Raw genomic sequence first — 19,117 nt, 5'->3', positions numbered from 1 at the left:
TTTTGTATGAGCAAAAGTAACTGTTTAGAAAACAATTGCCAATTACTTTATTTAAGTTTTTTGCTTTTTCTTTTTTGCGGCAGGAAATAACACATTATTCAAAATTAAACGATATCCTGGTGAAGTTGGATGTAAATCTAACTCCGTTTTAGGATCTCCTACTCTATGCTGATAATCTTCCGGATCATGACCTCCATAAAAAGTAAACATACCTTTTCCTTTGGTTCCGTGAATATATTTACCTTCTCCGTTGGTTTTATTTTCTCCTAAAATCATTACGGTAGATTTAACAGTACTACGATCAAAAGAAGTTGTTTGTCCCATAAATGCTTTTACCAATTGTGTGTGATTTTGCGTTAACATGGTTGGCACTTGATCCCATTTTGCTGAAAACTCTCCTAATGTAAAATAATCAACCTCTTTTTTAATTCTGCGTTTACGAGTCATATCAATAGACGAAAACTCGTAAGTTGTTGGATTACGAATCAATTCAAAATCTTTAAAAGCAAAGGTTTTATTAAAATCTATTTTAGATTGATAATTTGGTTCTGAAGCATCGCCATCAAACATTCCTTCTGCAATATCTACTCCATCTGCAGCCAAGGCAATATCAAAACTATCGGTTGCAGAGCACATGGCAAACATAAATCCGCCACCAACTACGTAATCTCTAATCTTTTTTGCTACTGCTCTTTTTTCTTCTGATACTTTAGTGTAGCCTAATTTTTTAGCCAGTGCTTCGGCATCTTTTTTCTGTTGAATATACCAAGGTGCCGTTCTAAAAGCACCGTAAAAACGACCGTACTGACCAGTAAAATCTTCGTGATGTAAATGCAACCATTCATACAGTAGTAATTTATCATTTAATACTTCTTCATCATAAATTACATCAAACGGAATCTCCGCATAAGACAGTACCATTGTTACAGCATCATCCCAAGGCATTTTTCCTTTTGGTGAATACACGGCTATTTTGGGCGCTTTTTCTAAAGTTACTGCTTCTTGATTTTTTGAAGGCGATGAAATTTCTTCTAAAATTAATGCTGATTTAGCATCTGAGATTATTCGATAAGAAACTCCGCGTATTTTACATTCTTTTTCTACAGATTCATTGTTTTCTATTAAAAAAGCACCTCCATCGTAATTTAACAACCATTTTGCTTTTAACCCGTTTTGCAACGCGTAATACACAATTCCGTATGCTTTTAAATGATTTTTCTGATTTTCATTACTCATCGGAACATAAATAAAAGATGCCCAAATTGAGTTTGAAAAAAGAATAAAAGTAAGTAGATATAATATTTTCTTCATAATTAAAAACTAAAATACACAATTACTCAGTAGCAATTGTGTATTTATTATAATTTATAAATTGTTTAAGTTTTAAAACGGAACATCATCATCACTTGGTCCGAAAGCATCTTCTGGTGATGCAAAATTACTAGAAGCTACATCAGTATTAAATCCAGATTCTGCACCTGAGTTCATACTCGATTGAAACTCACTACTAATACCTTCTTCTAAATCTGAGAATAAAGCTAAATGCCCTGTAAATTTTAAACGGATATTATCCATTCCCCCGTTACGGTGTTTTGCAACAATAAATTCTCCTTGCCCTTCACATGGTGAATGATCATCATCATCCCACTCTGTCATACCATAATATTCTGGTCTAAAAATAAACGATACAATATCTGCATCCTGCTCAATTGCTCCAGATTCACGTAAATCTGATAATAACGGACGCTTAGAGCCTCCACGAGTTTCTACCGCACGAGATAACTGAGATAATGCAATAACCGGTATACTTAATTCTTTTGCTAATGCTTTTAAGTTACGCGAAATAGTTGATATTTCTTGTTCACGGTTTCCTCCTGCTCCACCAGCGGTCATTAATTGTAAATAATCAATTACAATAATTTTTACATTGTGTTGCGATACTAAACGACGTGCTTTTGCACGTAAATCGAAAATTGAAAGTGCCGGAGTATCATCAATAAAAATAGGAGCATCAGAAAGTCTTTTAACCTTTACATTTAGCTGTTCCCATTCATGTGGTTCTAAATTTCCTTTACGTAGTTTTTCTGATGTTAACCCTGTTTCAGAAGAAATCATACGCGTAATTAACTGTACTGATGACATCTCTAATGAAAATACCGCCACTGCATGATTAAAATCAATCGCCATATTTTTAGCCATCGAAATTACGAAAGCAGTTTTTCCCATACCTGGACGGGCTGCTATAATTATTAAATCGGATGGTTGCCACCCCGATGTTAGAGCATCTAATTTAGTAAACCCGGTAGCCAAACCACTCATTCCTTCTTTACCAGAAATCTCTTGTATTTTACTAATAGATTGTTGCACTAAAGAATCGGCTCTTTCAGCCCCTTTCTTAAGGTTTCCTTGTGTTACTTCGAATAATTTACCCTCGGCATCGTCTAATAAATCAAAAACATCAACGGTTTCGTTGTAAGCACTTTCTATTATTTCAGATGAAATTGTAATTAATTTTCGCTGAATATATTTTTCTAATATAATTCTTGCGTGAAACTCAATATGCGCCGAAGAGGCTACTTTTTGAGTTAAACCTATTAAGAAAAAATCACCTCCTGCTAAATCTAATTTTCCATTTTTCTTTAACTGATTAGATACTGAAAGTAAATCAATCGGTTCTGAATTTTGAAAAAGTGTATAAATAGCATCATACACCTCTTGGTGCCTTTTATCATAAAAAGAATCAGGCTTTAGGATATCAATTATCTCATCGATACCTTTTTTATCAATCATCATTGCACCTAAAACAGCTTCTTCTAATTCTAAAGCTTGTGGTGGTAATTTTCCTTTTTCAAGGCTAATAATTTTAGCCTTGTCAGTTTTAGTTCCTCTAAGAGATTGAGTTCTTTCCATAACTGCAAATGTAATTTTTTAAGCTGATATTTCTAGGAGCTATCTTTAACTTTCTTTATGCACAATTTTTGTAAACAAAACTGTTATTAACTTGTTGATAACGTACTAACTTTCTTATTTTTGATGTTATGGAGTACAATAAAAAACAGCTTATAATAGCTTTAACTTTACCTTTTCAAATATTATTTGTGCATTTCTTTAGCCAAAAACCTCAATGGGTAGAGCAATATTATAGCACAGGAATATATCCTTATATTTCTAATTTTTTTCGTTTTATTTTAGGGTGGATTCCTTTTTCATTTGGTGATTTTTTAGGTTTTTTATTGATATTCTTGTTCATTAAAGCTATTTATCAATTAATTAAAAACCGATTTAAAAATAGTATCCTGTTGCTTCTAAAGTTTATAACGACTTTATCTATTGTTTATTTTTGCTTTTATGTTTTTTGGGGATTCAATTATTTTCGCGAGCCTTTGGCTAAAAATTTAGGCTTGCAACAATCAACATACACAACCGAACAGTTGGTTGAAACTACGCAACAAATTGTGTTAGAATTGAATAAAACACATTTACAAATTACCAAAAATGATTCTGTAAAAGTTATCGTTCCTTATTCTCAAAAAGAAATTTATCAATTAGCTACCAATGGCTATAAAAACTTAGCTTTTATGTATCCGCAGTTAGCCTATAAAAACCCGTCTATAAAAAGCTCTTTAGTAAGTTTGTTTCAATCTTATAACGGTACCGCAGGTTATATAAATCCGATTACAGGCGAAGCACAAATAAATGATATGATTCCTAAAACCGGATATCTATCAACGACCTGTCATGAAATGGCGCATCAAATTGGTTGGGCTGCAGAAAATGACGCAAATTTTGTTGGGTTCTTAGCTGCTATTAAAAATGACGATTTATACTTTAAATATTCTGGATACAGAATGGCGTATAATTACTGTATCGGTCAAATTTATAGGCGAGATAAAAAGTTGGCATCAGAAATTAAGAAAACGGTAAATATCGGCATTTACAAAGATTATAGAGATAGTTATTTACATTGGAAACAATTTAAAAATCCTATTGAGCCTTATTTAAAAAAAGGTTATAATTCTTATTTAAAGGCAAACAATCAATCAAAAGGAATAAAATCTTACAGTTATGTAGTAGATTTGTTAATCGCTTATTTTAAACATCAGAAATAGAAAAAAAATGAAAAATATCGTAACTGTTTTAGTGTTAATTTTAATGATTTCTTGTAATTCATTTCCCGATTTAAAAGAAGAGTTTCCTTGTAAAGAAACTAGTTTTTATGATAATCTTAAAAAAAGTGAAGACGTTAGAAATATGTTTAGTGTACAGTTTCCAGAAAACTGGAAGGTAAACTTATATTATGACAATACTAAAACATCCATCTATGCTGCCGATACAACTATTAGTGTAACAAAAACAACACTTATGGATGTTACTTTGGTGCATAAAACTATTTTTTTAGACAATACTTTTAAGCAGAAAATTACGGATGACAATAAAAAAATGGGCTTATCAGAAATTAAAACAAATGATGTAAATATTCTTAACAAACCTTCTTATTACAGTTATGCTGAAGGAAAAAAAGGCAATTATTCGTATCATATATTAAACACATTTACTAAAATAAACGATGACAACTTCTTACATATTAAAACTGAGGTTTATGGAGACTCTTTAGTAGATGAACGAATTTGCAAAGCCCTAAATTTAATTTACAAAACACAACTGAATTAGTTACTTTTGAAATGCTAAAAATTACAACAATGAACAAACAACATATCATCAATCGATTTATAAAATATGTAACTATTGATACTGAAAGTGACCCAAATAACCCCGCTTTTCCGAGTACCGAAAAACAATGGGATTTGGCAAGAGTTCTTGAAAAGGAATTGGTAGAAATAGGAATGGAAGACGTTGATTTAGACGAAAACTGTTACCTAATGGCTACGCTTCCTAGCAATTTAGATTACGAAGTGCCAACTATTGGTTTTGTGGCACATATAGATACAAGTCCTGATTTTACTGGTGCGAATGTAAAACCACAAATCCATGAAAATTACGACGGAAAAGACATTATTTTAAACAAAGAGCAAAACATTGTATTGTCTCCTGATTATTTTGATGACTTGTTACAATACAAAGGGCAAACTATCATTACTACTGACGGAACAACACTATTAGGAGCCGATGATAAAGCTGGTGTTACCGAAATTGTTTCTGCGATGGAATATTTAATTCAGCACCCAGAAATTAAACACGGTAAAATTAGAGTATGTTTTCCTCCGGATGAAGAAGTTGGTAAAGGTGCTCATATGTTTGATGTTGAAAAATTTGGAGCTAAATGGGCGTACACCATGGATGGAAGTCAGATTGGTGAGCTAGAATATGAAAATTTTAATGCAGCTGGTGCTAAAATTACAATAAATGGTAAAATAGTTCACCCAGGATATGCAAAAGGAAAAATGATTAACTCGATGACAATTGCTAGCGATTTAATCAACGCAATGCCTGCGAATGAAGTACCTGAAAAAACGACTGGTTATGAAGGTTTTTTCCATTTACACCACATGGAAGGAAAGGTTGAGCAAACAGTTTTACAATATATTATTAGAGATCATGATATGGAGTTGTTTAAAAATCGTAAGCAAGCCATGTTAGATTTAGTTTCGGTAATGAATACGAAACTAGGTAAAGACTTAATTGAAATTGAAATTAAAGATCAATACTACAATATGAAAGAAAAAGTAACTCCGGTTATGCATATTGTTGATATTGCTGAAGAGGTTATGAATGAAATGGGAATTAAACCATTAATTAAACCAATTAGAGGTGGTACAGATGGTTCTCAATTATCTTACAAAGGGTTACCTTGCCCGAATATTTTTGCAGGCGGACACAACTTTCACGGACGTTACGAATATGTACCTGTTGAAAGTATTTTAAAAGCTACCGAAGTAATTGTTGGTATTGCAGAAAAAGTATCGGTAAAGTTTAAATAAACTTAAGTATATAAAAAACAAAAAACTCTAGCTAATGCTAGAGTTTTTTTTACGATATTATCTACCCCTACAGAAAATATCGTAAAGATTGAAATAAAGCCCCTTAATTCTTTATTTCATTACAAAAATGACACTTTTTTTGTGTATAAATGAAAGGAAAAACACCTTTTATTAAATATAAAACACTTAAATACAACACACGTTACTACTTATAACTTATACAAAGCGAAAGCTCTAATGCTATGCACTAGAGCTTTCTTACAATGATATTATCACCCCTTATAGAAAATATCATTCAATTTGAAATAAATCCCCTTATTTTTATTTCACTACAAATATGTGATTTTTATTAGTATCTTTTTTAGGAAAACCACCTTTTACCCCCTGATAAAACCCTTTTTTTTTACAAAAAAACTAGATTTGTATATTTTTTATAAATAATTTGCTGAAAAAAATTGCTTCTCTACATTTGGTGCTTCTAATAACTAATAAAATGAATAGAGAAGAATTAATAAATTTAGCAACAAAGCACGGATCACCTCTTTATGTATATGATACCGAAAGAATAATACATCAATATAAAACTATTACAAGTGCTTTTTCTAAAGTTAAAAATTTAAAGATAAACTACGCTGTTAAAGCATTATCTAACGTTAATATCTTAAAGGTTTTTAATACATTAAAAAGCGGACTAGATACCGTTTCTATTCAAGAAGTTAAACTAGGTTTACATGCTGGTTTTAAACCCAAGGACATAATTTATACACCAAACGGAGTTTCTTTACAAGAAATTGAAGAAGTAGCTAAATTAGGCGTTCAAATTAATATTGATAATTTATCTATACTTGAGCTATTTGGACAAAAACACCCAAAAGTGCCTGTTTGTATTCGCATAAACCCACATATTATGGCTGGTGGAAATAGTAATATTTCTGTTGGACATATCGATTCTAAATTCGGAATATCAATTCACCAAGTTCCTCACATAAAAAGAGTTGTTGAAAATACCGGAATGCGTATTAATGGTATTCATATGCATACTGGTTCTGATATTTTAGATATTGATACTTTTTTAAGGGCTACCGAGATTTTATTTGATGTAGCCAAAAAATTTAAAAATATTGATTTTATTGATTTTGGTAGCGGATTTAAAGTCCCTTACAAAAAAGATGATATTTCAACTGATATTATTGAGTTAGGAGAAAAATTATCTATTAGATTTAATGAGTTTTGCAAAGAGTATGGTAAAAACATTGCTTTAATGTTTGAACCTGGAAAATATTTGGTGAGTGAATCTGGTTATTTTTTAGCAAAAGTTAATGTTATAAAACAAACAACTTCTACTGTGTTTGCTGGTATTGACAGTGGAATGAATCATTTAATTCGTCCGATGCTTTACAATGCATATCATCATATAGAAAATCTCTCTAACCCGAAAGGAAGAGAACGTTTTTATAGTATTGTAGGTTATATATGCGAAACTGATACCTTTGGCTCTAACAGACGAATTAATGAAATATCTGAAGAAGATATTTTGTGTTTTCACAATGCCGGTGCTTATTGTTATTCAATGGCTTCTAATTACAATTCAAGATTTAAGCCTGCAGAAGTTATGATTTATAAAGGTAAAGATTATGTTATTAGAAAAAGAGAAACTATGGATGATATTCTAAGAAATCAAGAAGAAGTTAAACTATAAAAAAACTCTGATCTTAACAGATCGGAGTTCATCTAAAATATAATCAACCCCTCAAAAGACTATATTTTAAAGTACTGTAATAAAGTCCCCTAACTTTAATTACAGTACAAATATCAACAATTCTTATAGTAAAACCTGTAGGTAAATCTCCTTTTTTAGCATTAAATCTATTCAACTCTTTTTTGTCATAGGTTTTTAACCATAAAAAAAGCCTACTCGAAATGAGTAGGCTTCTTATTATAATTGTTTTAAAGTATTACTATTCAGCAACAACTTCAAAAACGATATCAGCAACAACAGCTCTGTGTAAACGAACAGCAGCGTTATATTTACCTAATCTTTTTACACTACCTCCAGTAACTTTGATATATTTCTTATCAATTACAGTACCAGCTTTAGCTAAAGCTTCAGCAACATTAATGTTGTTTACTGAACCAAATAACTTATCACCAGAACCTACTTTAGAAGTAATTTTTAATTCGTATCCTTTAATAGTTTCAGCTATTTCACTAGCGTCTTCTACTAATTTAGCTTCTTTAAAAGCACGTTGCTTTAAGTTTTCAGCTAATACTTTTTTAGCTGAAGAAGTAGCTAATATTGCATATCCTTTAGGAATTAGGCTGTTACGACCATAACCATTCTTTACAGTTACAACATCGTCTTTAAAACCTAAATTTTCTACGTCTTGTTTTAGTATCAATTCCATGTCTCTACTTCTTTATTATTTTAATAAATCACCAACGTATGGCATTAAAGCTAAATGACGAGCTCTTTTAATAGCCTGTGCAACTTTACGTTGATATTTTAATGATGTTCCTGTTAAACGTCTTGGTAAAATTTTACCTTGTGCGTTTACTAAATACATTAAGAAGTCTGCATCTTTATAATCGATGTACTTAATATCGTTCTTTTTAAAACGACAGTACTTTGCTTCTTTTTTTGTTTCGATATCAAGCGGAGTTAAGTAACGTACTTCACCTTGCTTGTTTCCTTTTGATTGTTGTTCTATTGTAGTTGACGCCATTTCTTACTTTTTTGCAGATTTAACACGTTCTCTTCTTTTTTCAGCCCACGCTTCAGCATGCTTGTCTAACCTTACAGTTAAATAACGCATAACACTATCGTCTCTTCTGAATTCTAATTCAAAAGGAGTAATAGCATCTCCAGCTACTTTGTAGTCTAATAAGTGGTAAAATCCACTTTTTTTCTTTTCAATTGGGTAAGCTAATTTTTTTAAGCCCCAATCTTCTTTAGAAATCATTTCTGCACCTTTAGATAGTAAGTAGTCCTCAAACTTCTTTACTGTCTCCTTTATCTGAGTTTCAGATAAAACGGGATTCAAAATGAAAACAGTTTCGTAATGATTCATAATTAAATTGTTTAAAATTTATTTTAAGTTTGCAAATATACTGTTTTTCATCGGGTAAACAATCTATTGCTGCTAAAAATAATATGTGTTTTTTTATGTATTATTGTAATTAAACTAATTTCATGCAAATTCCTGATATCCCTAACTTAATTCACTACGCTATACCTTTTTTTATACTAACGGTTATTATTGAAGTAATAATTACAGTTAAGGTTAAGCTAGAAGGTTACGAATTTAAAGATGCCGCTACTTCTATAACAATGGGTTTAGGTAATGTAGCTATTGGTTTAATTACCAAAGGTGTTGTATTTGCTATTTTTACTTTATTATACAATTACAGAGTATTTACAATACCTTTTATATGGTGGTCGTGGATTCTCTTATTATTTGCTGAAGATTTTGTGTATTACTGGAATCATAGAATCGCACATGAAAGCAGATTGTTCTGGGCAAGCCATGTAGTGCACCACTCTTCTACCAAATATAATTTAAGTACTGCTTTACGCCAAACTTGGTCTGGGAGCTTTTATACCTTTATTTTTTGGGCTCCGTTAGCGCTTATTGGTTTTCATCCGTTGATGATTTTAACACAAATGAGTATTAGTTTACTATATCAATATTGGATTCATACCGAGCTTATTAAAAAATTACCTAAATGGTTTGAAGCTGTTTTTAATACACCTAGCCATCACAGAGTACATCACGCTACGAATCCACAGTATTTAGATAGAAATCATGCTGGAATTTTTATTATTTGGGATAGACTCTTCGGTACTTTTGAGCCTGAAGTTGAAAAACCTGTATACGGATTGGTTACCAACATAAATACCCATAACCCTATTAAAATAGCATATTTAGAATGGTATAACCTATTAAAAGATGTTTTTACAAGTAAAACATCTTTAGGTAAAAGAATTTTATATTTTTTAAAACCTCCTGGATGGAAACACGACGGATCAGGAAAACTTTCTGGTGATTTACGCCAGGAATGGGAAGAAAACAAAAAAGGAGAAGTTTAAAACTTCTCCTTTTTTGTTAATTAATATCAAATCGCAATCCTAATGAAAGATTTCTTGTTTCCGTATTTTTAAACAACGGATTCAAATCATATTTTGCGTATAATCCGCAACTTTTATAAGCAAAATAAGCACTTAATCCGTAATTAATAGTATTTGTATTAAAGCTGGCTTTTTGAAGTTCTTCTACATTTACTCCTTCTGCATTTTTGTATTCTAAATATTGACGGGTCCCTAATTTAAAACCAAAGAAACCTCCTAGTCCAATACGAACAGCTTTATGTGTTCTATCAACAACTTTATTATCCGCATATTTTTTATTTTTTGATAAATCGAATTCTAAATGCATCGGAAAAGTCATTTGTACATGACGCAACCTACTTTCACTTAACTTATTTGGATGTTCAATTAAAACCGTTTCGTTTCCGTTTACACTATGATACATATTATTTTCAGCTCTTAAATTATTCCAAAGAAAAGAAAGTCCGTATTTAAAATATGTTTTTGAGGGTTGTTTAGAAATTCGTGTTTTCCAGGTAAAACCAACTTCATAAAAATGCGATTGCCAAAACTTATAATCCGAATTATTTAATGAATTAAATTCATTATTTGTTAAAACATTATTTACACCCATTGCAAAAACAAATTGAGTTGTTGTTCTCTTACTTTTTCTATATTTTCTTTTCTTTTTTCCTTTTTCAGACAAACTTAACTTAAAAGTTGCCCCTCCTATTTTAAAGGTATTTTTCTCATCAACATCATCATTACTTACAACTTTTCCTTCAGTTTTATCTTGTACTAATTGTTGCAATATTTGTTCTTGAAAACTTACATGTTTTTCAATTTGCGAAGCATGATATACTGCTGCTTCCTTTTTTAAAGAAGTAGCTTGAGTATTTGTTAGTTCATTTTCTGTTAATTTAAAATTGATTTCTTTTATTTTAACTTTTAACGAGTCTTTTTGTTCTTTTGTTATTTTATCTATTTTTCTAGATATTTTTTGCACTTCGTTTTCAAATGTTTTTACTTGAGATTGGGCAATAGTTGTTACTAACAACACTAAAAGTAGTATTCTTTTCATGGTTTTAAGTTTTAAATTAAACGGTAAAATTGGTTAATTTTAATTATCGATAATTGGTAAGCGCTTATTTATTTCTATCTGCAATTGCAACAATTACATCTGACATTTTTGATTTAAATTTCTGCATAAAGTTTTGCTTAAAATCAGCTTCTTCAATGTCGTACTCTACTTCTGCTAAAATTGTTTCAGGGTTTATTTTTAAGTTAGATCTTCTCAATTCTTTCTGAATCGTATCCAACATATCTTTTCTTTTTATTCTATAGGCAGCGTAATATTCTTTTACTTCTTGTTGTGAATGCGTTACAGCAAACAATAAAGCATCACTATTAACCTTTATTCTTGGTCTTACAACTTTATTTTTTTGAATATTTACAACCGATATAACTTCTCTTTTCCCATCTATTAAAGCATCTTTTTCTTTATCTAAAGAAATCTTTTCTAGAATTGCAATTACACTTTCTGTAGCCCTTCTAGACTTCTTAACTACCAGTTTTTCAATTCTTTTTGATGGAATTTCGTTATCTATAACTGTTTTATCTTTATTAACAATAGCTTCTTCAATTGGCGATATTTCATGTAAATTAATATCCTTTATTTTTAGCGTATCTAAAGAAGCGTTAACTATTGTTTTTTCGATATTCACAATATTATCATTGCTTTCGTAAAAAAAAACAATACCAATTAACACCGCAATACTAGCAGCATAACTTAAATAGATAAATCGTTTCCTTTTTTTCTTTTGTTGCTCTTTATCTAACTGAACACTCAAACGTTCCCAAGCTGATATTGATGGATTTATTTCTCTATCCTTTAACTTATCAGCAAAATGTGTATCTATATTATTTTTCTGCATTTTTAATCTGATTTGTTGTTATATAACTTTCTTGCAACCATTTTCTCGCTTTAAATAATTGCGATTTAGAGGTTCCTTCAGTAATATTTAATTTTTTTGATATTTCAGAGTGCTTGTATCCTTCGATAGCATATAAATTAAAAACTAGTTTATATCCTTCAGGTAATTTGTCTATTAATTTTTGAATATCATCTACCGAAGTATTCTCTAAACTTTCGGTAGCTGCATCATTAAAAACAAATTCTTCATCTGTTAATTGAATAGGATTTTTTTTACTCAAATACGTAAGACATGTGTTAACTATAATTTTACGAATCCAGCCTTCAAAACTTCCTTCATTTTTAAAAGTGTGTAATTTTGTAAATACTTTTAAAAACCCTGAAAGCATTAAATCTTCCGCATGATGTATATCTTTTACATATTGCCTGCAAACACCTAACATTTTAGGCGAATACTGTTCAAACAACAACTGCTGAGCTTCTCTATTTTGCTCGCTTGCTCTTTTTATTAGTACAGCTTCTTTTTTATGTAACTGGATAATTTTCAACTCAAATTGTTTATTTACTTGTCTACAAATATAAAGACTAGAAGATTGTAAAAAAGGTTGCCTGAAAACAAAAAAAATCTCCGACTTTATAAAAAAGTCGGAGATTCAAATATCATATTGAATGATACCTCAGGGGGACTTATATATTATAAAGTCTTATTACCTCTGAATTACACTACAAATATATCTTTTAAAATCTGTACTAGTTAGAGGAAAAACACTCAACATATTATAGTCTTACCACTTTTTTATTGTTATAAATCTACCTTACAAAAAGTAAAATAGTAAATAAAATAACAGCTTTAATATCATATAATGATTAATAATAAACATTTCTGATGAAAACTTGCTCAGTAAAATACTTTACACTATTTTTATTTTGAAACATATCTAATAAAAGAGCTTTAAGCGTATGAGTTATAATGCAACGATAGAAGAAGAAAACAAAGAAATAGCCCACAGATATAAAGATTTATTAAAAGGAACTTACCAAACATTATCCGAAGAGGATAAAAAACTAATACGTAAAGCGTTTGAAATTGCTGTAGAAGCACATTCTGAACAACGTAGAAAAACTGGCGAGCCATATATTTTTCATCCAATAGCAGTTGCTAAAATTGTTGCTTATGAAATTGGTTTAGGAGCTACTTCTATTGCTGCTGCCCTACTTCACGATGTTGTTGAAGACACACATTATACAATTGATGATATGGAGCGCTTATTTGGCGAAAACATAGCGCGTATAGTTAGTGGGCTTACAAAAATATCTAGCTTAAAAAAAGAACAAGATTACTCGATACAAGCAGAGAATTTTAGAAAAATGCTTTTAACCTTGCATGATGATGTACGGGTTATTTTAATAAAAATTGCCGATCGTTTGCACAATATGCAAACAATGGATGCAATGCCGCCTCATAAACAAGTAAAAATAGCTTCTGAAACTTTATACATATATGCACCTTTAGCACACCGATTAGGATTGTATAATATTAAAACAGAACTTGAAGATTTAGGTTTAAAATATACAGAACCTGAGGTTTATAAAGATATTTTAATCAAAATTAAAGACAGTAAAGAAGAACAACAAAAATATATTGACACCTTTACAGGCATACTTAACGAAGCTTTAGATAAAGAAGGTTTTAAATATGAGATTAAAGGTCGTTTTAAATCAATTTTTTCTATTAGACGAAAAATGCGAAAACAAAACGTAAGCTTTGATGAAGTATATGATAAATTTGCTATTCGTATTATTTACGAACCAACTTCTGATGATGAAAAATTTGATGCTTGGAAGATATACTCTATCGTAACCGATTTCTTTAAACCCAACCCTGCGCGTTTACGTGATTGGATTTCTCAACCTAAATCAACAGGTTATGAAGCATTACACATCACAGTTATTGGGCCGCAAGCAAGATGGGTTGAAGTACAAGTTCGTTCTGAAAGAATGGATGAAATAGCCGAAAAAGGTTATGCAGCTCACTTTAAATACAAACAAGGAGAAGTACAAGAAAACGGGCTTGAAGGCTGGTTAAATAAATTAAAAGAAACTTTAGAAAATCACAGTGCAGATGCTGTTGATTTTGTTGAGGATTTTAAACTTAATTTGTACGCTAAAGAAATATATGTTTTTACACCAAAAGGTGATTTAAAATCATTACCAAAAGGCGCTTCTGCGTTAGATTTTGCTTTCTCTGTACATACTGATGTTGGTTTAAAATGTCGTGGTGCAAAAGTAAACGGAAAATTAGTTCCTTTAAGCTATGCTCTAAAAAGTGGAGATCAGGTTGAAGTACTTACAGCTAGCAACAACAAACCTAATGTACGTTGGTTAGATTTTGTTTTAACCGCAAGAGCGCGCACCAAAATTAAATCGGCCTTAAATGCAGAAGAAAAAATAATTGCAGAAGAAGGTAAGGCCATTTTATTAAGAAAATTACGCCATTTAAAAATAGGTTCAGGAGAAAAAGTTATCAACGAACTTGCTAGTTATTTTGGTTTAAAAACGAGTTTCGATTTATTTTTTAGAATCGGTAACGGTGCTATTGACAATACCCAATTAAAAGAGTTTGTTTCTCAGAGAAGTGGCCTTATTATCGGCTTTATTAAAAATACTTTTCGTAGAAATCCTTCAAAAGGAATTTCCGAAAAAGAAGAAGTTACCCATAAATACGATGCTTTAGTTTTTGGTAAAGACGAACAAACATTAGATTATACATTAGCAAAATGCTGCTCTCCTATTCAAGGCGATACCGTTTTTGGTTTTGTTACGATAAATGAAGGTATAAAAGTGCATAAAAACAACTGCCCTAATGCCATTTCTTTACAATCTAATTATGCGTATAGAATTATGCCTGCAAAATGGATAGATTCTACCAAGCAAGAGTTTACGGCTGTTATACTTTTATCAGGGATAGACAATAAAGGTATTGTGAACAACATTACGCGTCTTATTTCTAATAGTATGGATGTTTTTATTCATAGTATTAATATCTCTGGAGATCATGGTGTGTTTGAAGGTAAACTCTCTTTAAGTGTTAAAAACAGAGCGCAGTTAAATAAGCTAATCGATAGTATGAAAAAACTAGAAGGAGTACAAAAAGTTGAGCGTGTTAATACAATGTAAATATCATTTTAATATCCTTGTTTTTTTATCAATAAATAACTGTAAATTTGTCCGTCCGTAAATTTTTAAATAACAATGAGTAATTCAGCCGAAAATCAAGAAATTGTAAAAAAAGTTTTCACTACTTTTTTAGAAGAAAACAAGCATCGTAAAACGCCAGAGCGTTATGCTATTTTACAGGAAATATATGTTGCTGAAGAACATTTTGATATAGAATCTTTATATATTAAAATGAAAAATAAAAACTATCGTGTAAGTAGAGCAACGCTTTACAATACGATGGATTTACTTTTAGACTGTGGACTGGTTCGTAAACATCAATTTGATGGGCAATCAATGGCGCGTTACGAAAAAAGTTATTTCGATAAGAATCATGATCATCTAATTATGACAGACTCTGGTGAAGTAAAAGAATTTTGCGATCCAAGAATTCAAATTATCAAAAAAACTATTGAAGATGTTTTTGATATAGATATTCACAACCACTCTCTTTATTTCTACGGAACAAAACGAAACACAAAATAACAACAACAACAAACACACTTAATAACACACTAAATGGCAGTAGATTTATTACTCGGATTACAATGGGGAGACGAGGGAAAAGGTAAAATCGTAGATGTATTAACAGGAAACTATGATATTATTGCACGATTTCAAGGGGGTCCAAATGCTGGTCACACCTTAATTTTTGATGGTAACAAACATGTTTTACACACAATTCCTTCTGGAATTTTTCACAAAACCGCTTTAAACGTAGTTGGTAACGGTGTGGTAATTGATCCCGTTATCTTTAAAAAAGAATTAGAAAATTTAGACGTTCATAAAATCGATTATACTTCTAAATTATTAATTTCTAGAAAAGCACATTTAATTTTACCAACTCACCGTTTATTAGACGCTGCTTCTGAAACTTCAAAAGGAAAAGCTAAAATAGGATCTACTTTAAAAGGAATTGGACCAACTTATATGGACAAAACTGGTAGAAACGGAATGCGTGTTGGAGATTTAGAATTAGACAACTGGAAAGATAAATATCGTGCATTAACAAAAAAGCATTTAAGCATGCTTGATTATTTTAATGTTCAGGTTGAGTATGATTTAGATGAATTAGAAGCTGAATTCGATTTAGGTATCGAAAAATTAAGAACTTTACAGTTTATAGATTCTGAAGAATATTTAAACTCTGCAATAAAAGAAGGTAAAACAATTTTAGCAGAAGGAGCACAAGGATCTTTATTAGATATCGATTTCGGAACGTATCCTTTTGTAACTTCTTCAAATACAACTGCCGCTGGTGCTTGTACTGGTTTAGGAATTGCTCCTAACAGAATTGGCGATGTATTTGGTATATTTAAAGCGTACACAACACGTGTTGGTTCTGGACCTTTCCCTACTGAATTATTTGATAAAGATGGTGAAGAAATGGCTAGAATTGGTCACGAATTTGGTGCAACTACAGGTCGTGCTAGAAGATGTGGTTGGTTAGATTTAGTTGCTTTAAAATATGCTGTTGATGTAAACGGTGTTACAAAATTAATGATGATGAAAGGAGATGTTCTTTCTGGATTCGATACCTTAAAAATATGTACTTCATATAATTATAAAGGTGAAAAAATAACACATTTACCTTATAATATCGAACCTGAAAATATTTCAGTAAATTATACTGAATTTAAAGGATGGAAAGATGATTTAACTAAAATGACTGCTGCAGATCAATTACCTAAAAACTTATTGGACTATGTTGCTTTTATTGAAAAAGAAACTGGAGTTCCGGTAACAGTTGTATCTGTAGGACCCGATAGAAAACAAACAATTAATAGATAAATTTAAAAGGAGCTCATAAAGAGCTCCTTTTTTTGTGCTTTATGATAGAAGAATATTTAGAGAATATAACCAAGCAATTTAAATCGTATAAAGAAGTAGCCGATAAAACTATAGATCAGTTACAAGAAAAAGAATTGCATTTTAAATACAATGAAGAAAGTAATAGCATCGCTTCAATTATAATACATGTTTCTGAAAATATGTTATCGCGTTGGACCGATTTTTTTACTTCGGATGGAGAAAAAGATTCTAGAGATAGAGATGCTGAGTTTGAAATTCAAAATTTATCAAAAGATGAATTATTAACTAAATGGGAAAACGGATGGAACTGTCTTTTTACGGCTTTGAATTCGTTAAATGAAACTAATTTCGAGCAACCTATTTATATCAGAAATAAAAAACATAAACTTATAGAAAGTATTACTAGGCAAATTGCTCATTATCCTTATCATATTGGTCAGATAACTTATGTAGGTAAAATGATTTTAAATGATAAATGGCAAACAGCTTCTATTGCCAAAGGAAAATCAAAAGAATACATGAAACAAGCATTTCAAGAAAATTCAAAATAAAAAAGGGAGCTCTTTAAGAACTCCCTTTTTATTTATATCTTTAAAATCTCTTCTCCGAATTTATGACACAAGGCTAATGTTTCATTTACATCATCAATTGTTGTTTTCGGGTTAATCAAACACATACGTAATACTACTTGTTTGTTTAAAATAGTAGTAACTAAAAGTGCCTCTTTAGAATCCATTACTCTTTTAGAAATCTCTTGATTCAAGCTATCAATTTCTTTTTCTGATAAATTTAATCCAATAGGATTGTATCTAAAATTAATAATAGCCAAAGTTGCAGGAGATATAATTTCCCATGTTCTGCTTTTTCTTAATTGTTTTTCTACATCTTCTGCTAACTTAATATTATAAGTTACCGCTTTCTTAAAAGTATCTAAACCATACGTTTTAATAGACATATAAAATTTTAAAGCTCTAAACCTACGTGTTAATTGAATTCCGTAATCATAAAAGTTTATTTCAGATTCATTTCCTTCAATATCACGTAAATATTCAGGTGTTTCGCTAAAAGTACTGCTTAACCAAGATGAGTCTTTAACTAATAAACAACCTATTTCATAAGGTTGATAAAACCATTTATGAGGATCTACTGTTAACGAATCTGCTCTTTCGATTCCTCGTAAAGCTTTTTCTCCTTTTTTTGCTAAAATTGCTGCTCCTCCGTAAGCTCCATCAATATGAAACCATAAGTTTTCTTCCTCACAAATATCCGCAAGTTCATCTAACGGATCTACAGTTCCTGTATTTGTTGTTCCTGCAGAAGCTATAAAACAAAAAGGCTGTAATCCTTCTAACCTATCTTTTGCTATTGCGTTTTTTAATTTATTGATGCTTATTCTAAACTCAATATCTGTTGGTAAAATTCGAATTTGTTCTTTTTTAAATCCTAAAACACGAATCGCTTTAATATTAGACGAATGCGCTTGATCTGATAAATAAATAACTGCTTTCGAAAAATCATCTCCACATTTAATACGTCGAGCTGTAGCTAAAGCTGTTAAATTTGCCATAGAACCACCACTTGTAAAAATACCTCCACCTTTTTCAACAGGAAAATTAAACATTTTTAACAACCAGTTCATTGTTACAATTTCTAACTCTGCAGCGGCAGGTGACGCTACCCAACCACCAGAAAATATATTAAAACCTGTTGCTAAACTATCAGCCATTGTGCTAATAAAATTACTAGGTCCTGGCACAAATGAATATGCTTTTGGGTGTGAAATAACGGTACTATTAGGAATTACGTTTTCCATAACAAAGTCTAAAACCTCGTTTGCATTCATACCTTTATCAGGTGCTTCTTGCAAAAATAAATTGTCCATTTCTATACGTGAAGCAGAAGTAACTGGTTTTTTATCTTCTAGTGTATCCCAATGTTCAGCAATCAAGTCTACTATTTTATAGCCATAAGACTTCATTTCTTCTAGAGATAAATCAAAATGGGCGCTCATAAAATTCTTTTTAAATGTTTATGCAAAATTAATCATTATAAAAACGACACTCACTTATTCTTCTTATAATTTTATTGATTTATTAAGAAATATGGCAGGTTCTTTTCATTATTTTTGTTGTC

Annotated in this window: 18 protein-coding genes; 9 read left to right on the top strand and 9 right to left on the bottom strand. The window is 30.7% G+C overall.

All coding sequences use genetic code 11. The features are described 5' to 3' along the window. Positions 1–51: 51 nt before the first annotated feature. Together H0I30_RS00240 and dnaB are read right to left on the bottom strand one after the other, a co-directional pair. A complete protein-coding gene (locus H0I30_RS00240) occupies positions 52–1,311 on the bottom strand; it encodes an asparagine synthetase B (protein ID WP_218772309.1) in 1,260 nt (419 codons plus the stop codon). Positions 1,312–1,383: 72 nt separating this feature from the next. Beyond that, positions 1,384–2,910 carry a replicative DNA helicase gene (gene dnaB / locus H0I30_RS00235; protein ID WP_218772308.1) on the bottom strand — a complete coding sequence of 509 codons (1,527 nt, stop codon included), beginning with the start codon at positions 2,908–2,910 and terminating at the stop codon, positions 1,384–1,386. A 128-nt stretch (positions 2,911–3,038) separates the two neighbouring features. Here dnaB and H0I30_RS00230 point away from each other — a divergent pair, with 128 nt between their 5' ends. From H0I30_RS00230 to lysA, 4 genes are all read left to right on the top strand, one after another. Next, a complete protein-coding gene (locus tag H0I30_RS00230; protein WP_218772307.1) occupies positions 3,039–4,109 on the top strand; it encodes a DUF3810 domain-containing protein in 1,071 nt (356 codons plus the stop codon). 7 nt (positions 4,110–4,116) lie between these two features. Then, positions 4,117–4,671, top strand: a complete 555-nt coding sequence (locus H0I30_RS00225) for a hypothetical protein (RefSeq protein WP_218772306.1) — start codon at positions 4,117–4,119, stop codon at positions 4,669–4,671. 29 nt (positions 4,672–4,700) lie between these two features. Further along, positions 4,701–5,939 carry a peptidase T gene (pepT, locus tag H0I30_RS00220; protein ID WP_218772305.1) on the top strand — a complete coding sequence of 413 codons (1,239 nt, stop codon included), beginning with the start codon at positions 4,701–4,703 and terminating at the stop codon, positions 5,937–5,939. 493 nt (positions 5,940–6,432) lie between these two features. After that, complete coding sequence (gene lysA / locus H0I30_RS00215; protein ID WP_218772304.1) at positions 6,433–7,638, top strand: diaminopimelate decarboxylase; 1,206 nt, start codon at positions 6,433–6,435, stop codon at positions 7,636–7,638. A gap of 259 nt (positions 7,639–7,897) precedes the next feature. On the opposite strand, the gene rplI is transcribed toward lysA, so the two are convergent. The 3 genes from rplI to rpsF are packed head-to-tail and all read right to left on the bottom strand — an operon-like array spanning position 7,898 to position 9,007. Beyond that, the gene (gene rplI / locus H0I30_RS00210; RefSeq protein ID WP_218772303.1) at positions 7,898–8,344 is read right to left on the bottom strand and encodes a 50S ribosomal protein L9; all 447 of its coding nucleotides are present in this window, start codon (positions 8,342–8,344) and stop codon (positions 7,898–7,900) included. Positions 8,345–8,359: 15 nt separating this feature from the next. Next, complete coding sequence (gene rpsR, locus H0I30_RS00205) at positions 8,360–8,662, bottom strand: 30S ribosomal protein S18 (protein ID WP_218772302.1); 303 nt, start codon at positions 8,660–8,662, stop codon at positions 8,360–8,362. 3 nt (positions 8,663–8,665) lie between these two features. Beyond that, entirely contained in the window at positions 8,666–9,007 is a 342-nt protein-coding gene (rpsF, locus tag H0I30_RS00200) for a 30S ribosomal protein S6 (protein WP_218772301.1), read from the bottom strand. Positions 9,008–9,129: 122 nt separating this feature from the next. Between rpsF and H0I30_RS00195 the strand changes: the two genes are divergently transcribed. Then, positions 9,130–10,026, top strand: coding sequence for a sterol desaturase family protein (locus H0I30_RS00195; protein WP_218772300.1), 897 nt, complete (start codon positions 9,130–9,132; stop codon positions 10,024–10,026). A 16-nt stretch (positions 10,027–10,042) separates the two neighbouring features. Here the strand turns inward: H0I30_RS00195 and H0I30_RS00190 are convergent, their stop codons facing one another. The 3 genes from H0I30_RS00190 to H0I30_RS00180 all read right to left on the bottom strand — a co-directional run bounded on the left by H0I30_RS00190 (position 10,043) and on the right by H0I30_RS00180 (position 12,504). Beyond that, positions 10,043–11,104: a hypothetical protein gene (locus tag H0I30_RS00190; protein WP_218772299.1), complete on the bottom strand. Its 1,062-nt coding sequence runs from the start codon at positions 11,102–11,104 to the stop codon at positions 10,043–10,045. A 64-nt stretch (positions 11,105–11,168) separates the two neighbouring features. Beyond that, positions 11,169–11,957, bottom strand: coding sequence for a hypothetical protein (locus H0I30_RS00185; RefSeq protein ID WP_218772298.1), 789 nt, complete (start codon positions 11,955–11,957; stop codon positions 11,169–11,171). Further along, positions 11,944–12,504, bottom strand: a complete 561-nt coding sequence (locus H0I30_RS00180; RefSeq protein ID WP_218772297.1) for an RNA polymerase sigma factor — start codon at positions 12,502–12,504, stop codon at positions 11,944–11,946. The genes H0I30_RS00185 and H0I30_RS00180 overlap by 14 nt, the downstream gene beginning before the upstream one ends. A gap of 412 nt (positions 12,505–12,916) precedes the next feature. On the opposite strand from H0I30_RS00180, the gene H0I30_RS00175 reads away from it, so the two are divergent. The 4 genes from H0I30_RS00175 to H0I30_RS00160 all read left to right on the top strand — a co-directional run bounded on the left by H0I30_RS00175 (position 12,917) and on the right by H0I30_RS00160 (position 17,535). Further along, a complete protein-coding gene (locus H0I30_RS00175) occupies positions 12,917–15,133 on the top strand; it encodes a bifunctional (p)ppGpp synthetase/guanosine-3',5'-bis(diphosphate) 3'-pyrophosphohydrolase (protein ID WP_218772296.1) in 2,217 nt (738 codons plus the stop codon). Positions 15,134–15,208: 75 nt separating this feature from the next. Further along, entirely contained in the window at positions 15,209–15,658 is a 450-nt protein-coding gene (locus H0I30_RS00170; protein ID WP_218772295.1) for a Fur family transcriptional regulator, read from the top strand. 33 nt (positions 15,659–15,691) lie between these two features. Then, on the top strand, positions 15,692–16,963 hold the full coding sequence (locus H0I30_RS00165; protein WP_218772294.1) for an adenylosuccinate synthase: 1,272 nt from the start codon (positions 15,692–15,694) through the stop codon (positions 16,961–16,963). Positions 16,964–17,004: 41 nt separating this feature from the next. Continuing rightward, positions 17,005–17,535 (top strand): DUF1572 family protein, encoded by a 531-nt coding sequence (locus H0I30_RS00160; RefSeq protein WP_218772293.1) that lies wholly within the window; start codon positions 17,005–17,007, stop codon positions 17,533–17,535. A gap of 32 nt (positions 17,536–17,567) precedes the next feature. On the opposite strand, the gene H0I30_RS00155 is transcribed toward H0I30_RS00160, so the two are convergent. After that, complete coding sequence (locus H0I30_RS00155) at positions 17,568–18,995, bottom strand: aspartate aminotransferase family protein (RefSeq protein ID WP_218772292.1); 1,428 nt, start codon at positions 18,993–18,995, stop codon at positions 17,568–17,570. Positions 18,996–19,117 lie beyond the last annotated feature (122 nt).

The organism is Tenacibaculum sp. AHE14PA, from assembly GCF_019278465.1.
GTDB lineage: Bacteria > Bacteroidota > Bacteroidia > Flavobacteriales > Flavobacteriaceae > Polaribacter > Polaribacter bernardetii.
The sequence above is the reverse complement of the archived record's forward strand: the minus strand, read 5'-3'. Positions and strand labels throughout refer to the sequence as shown.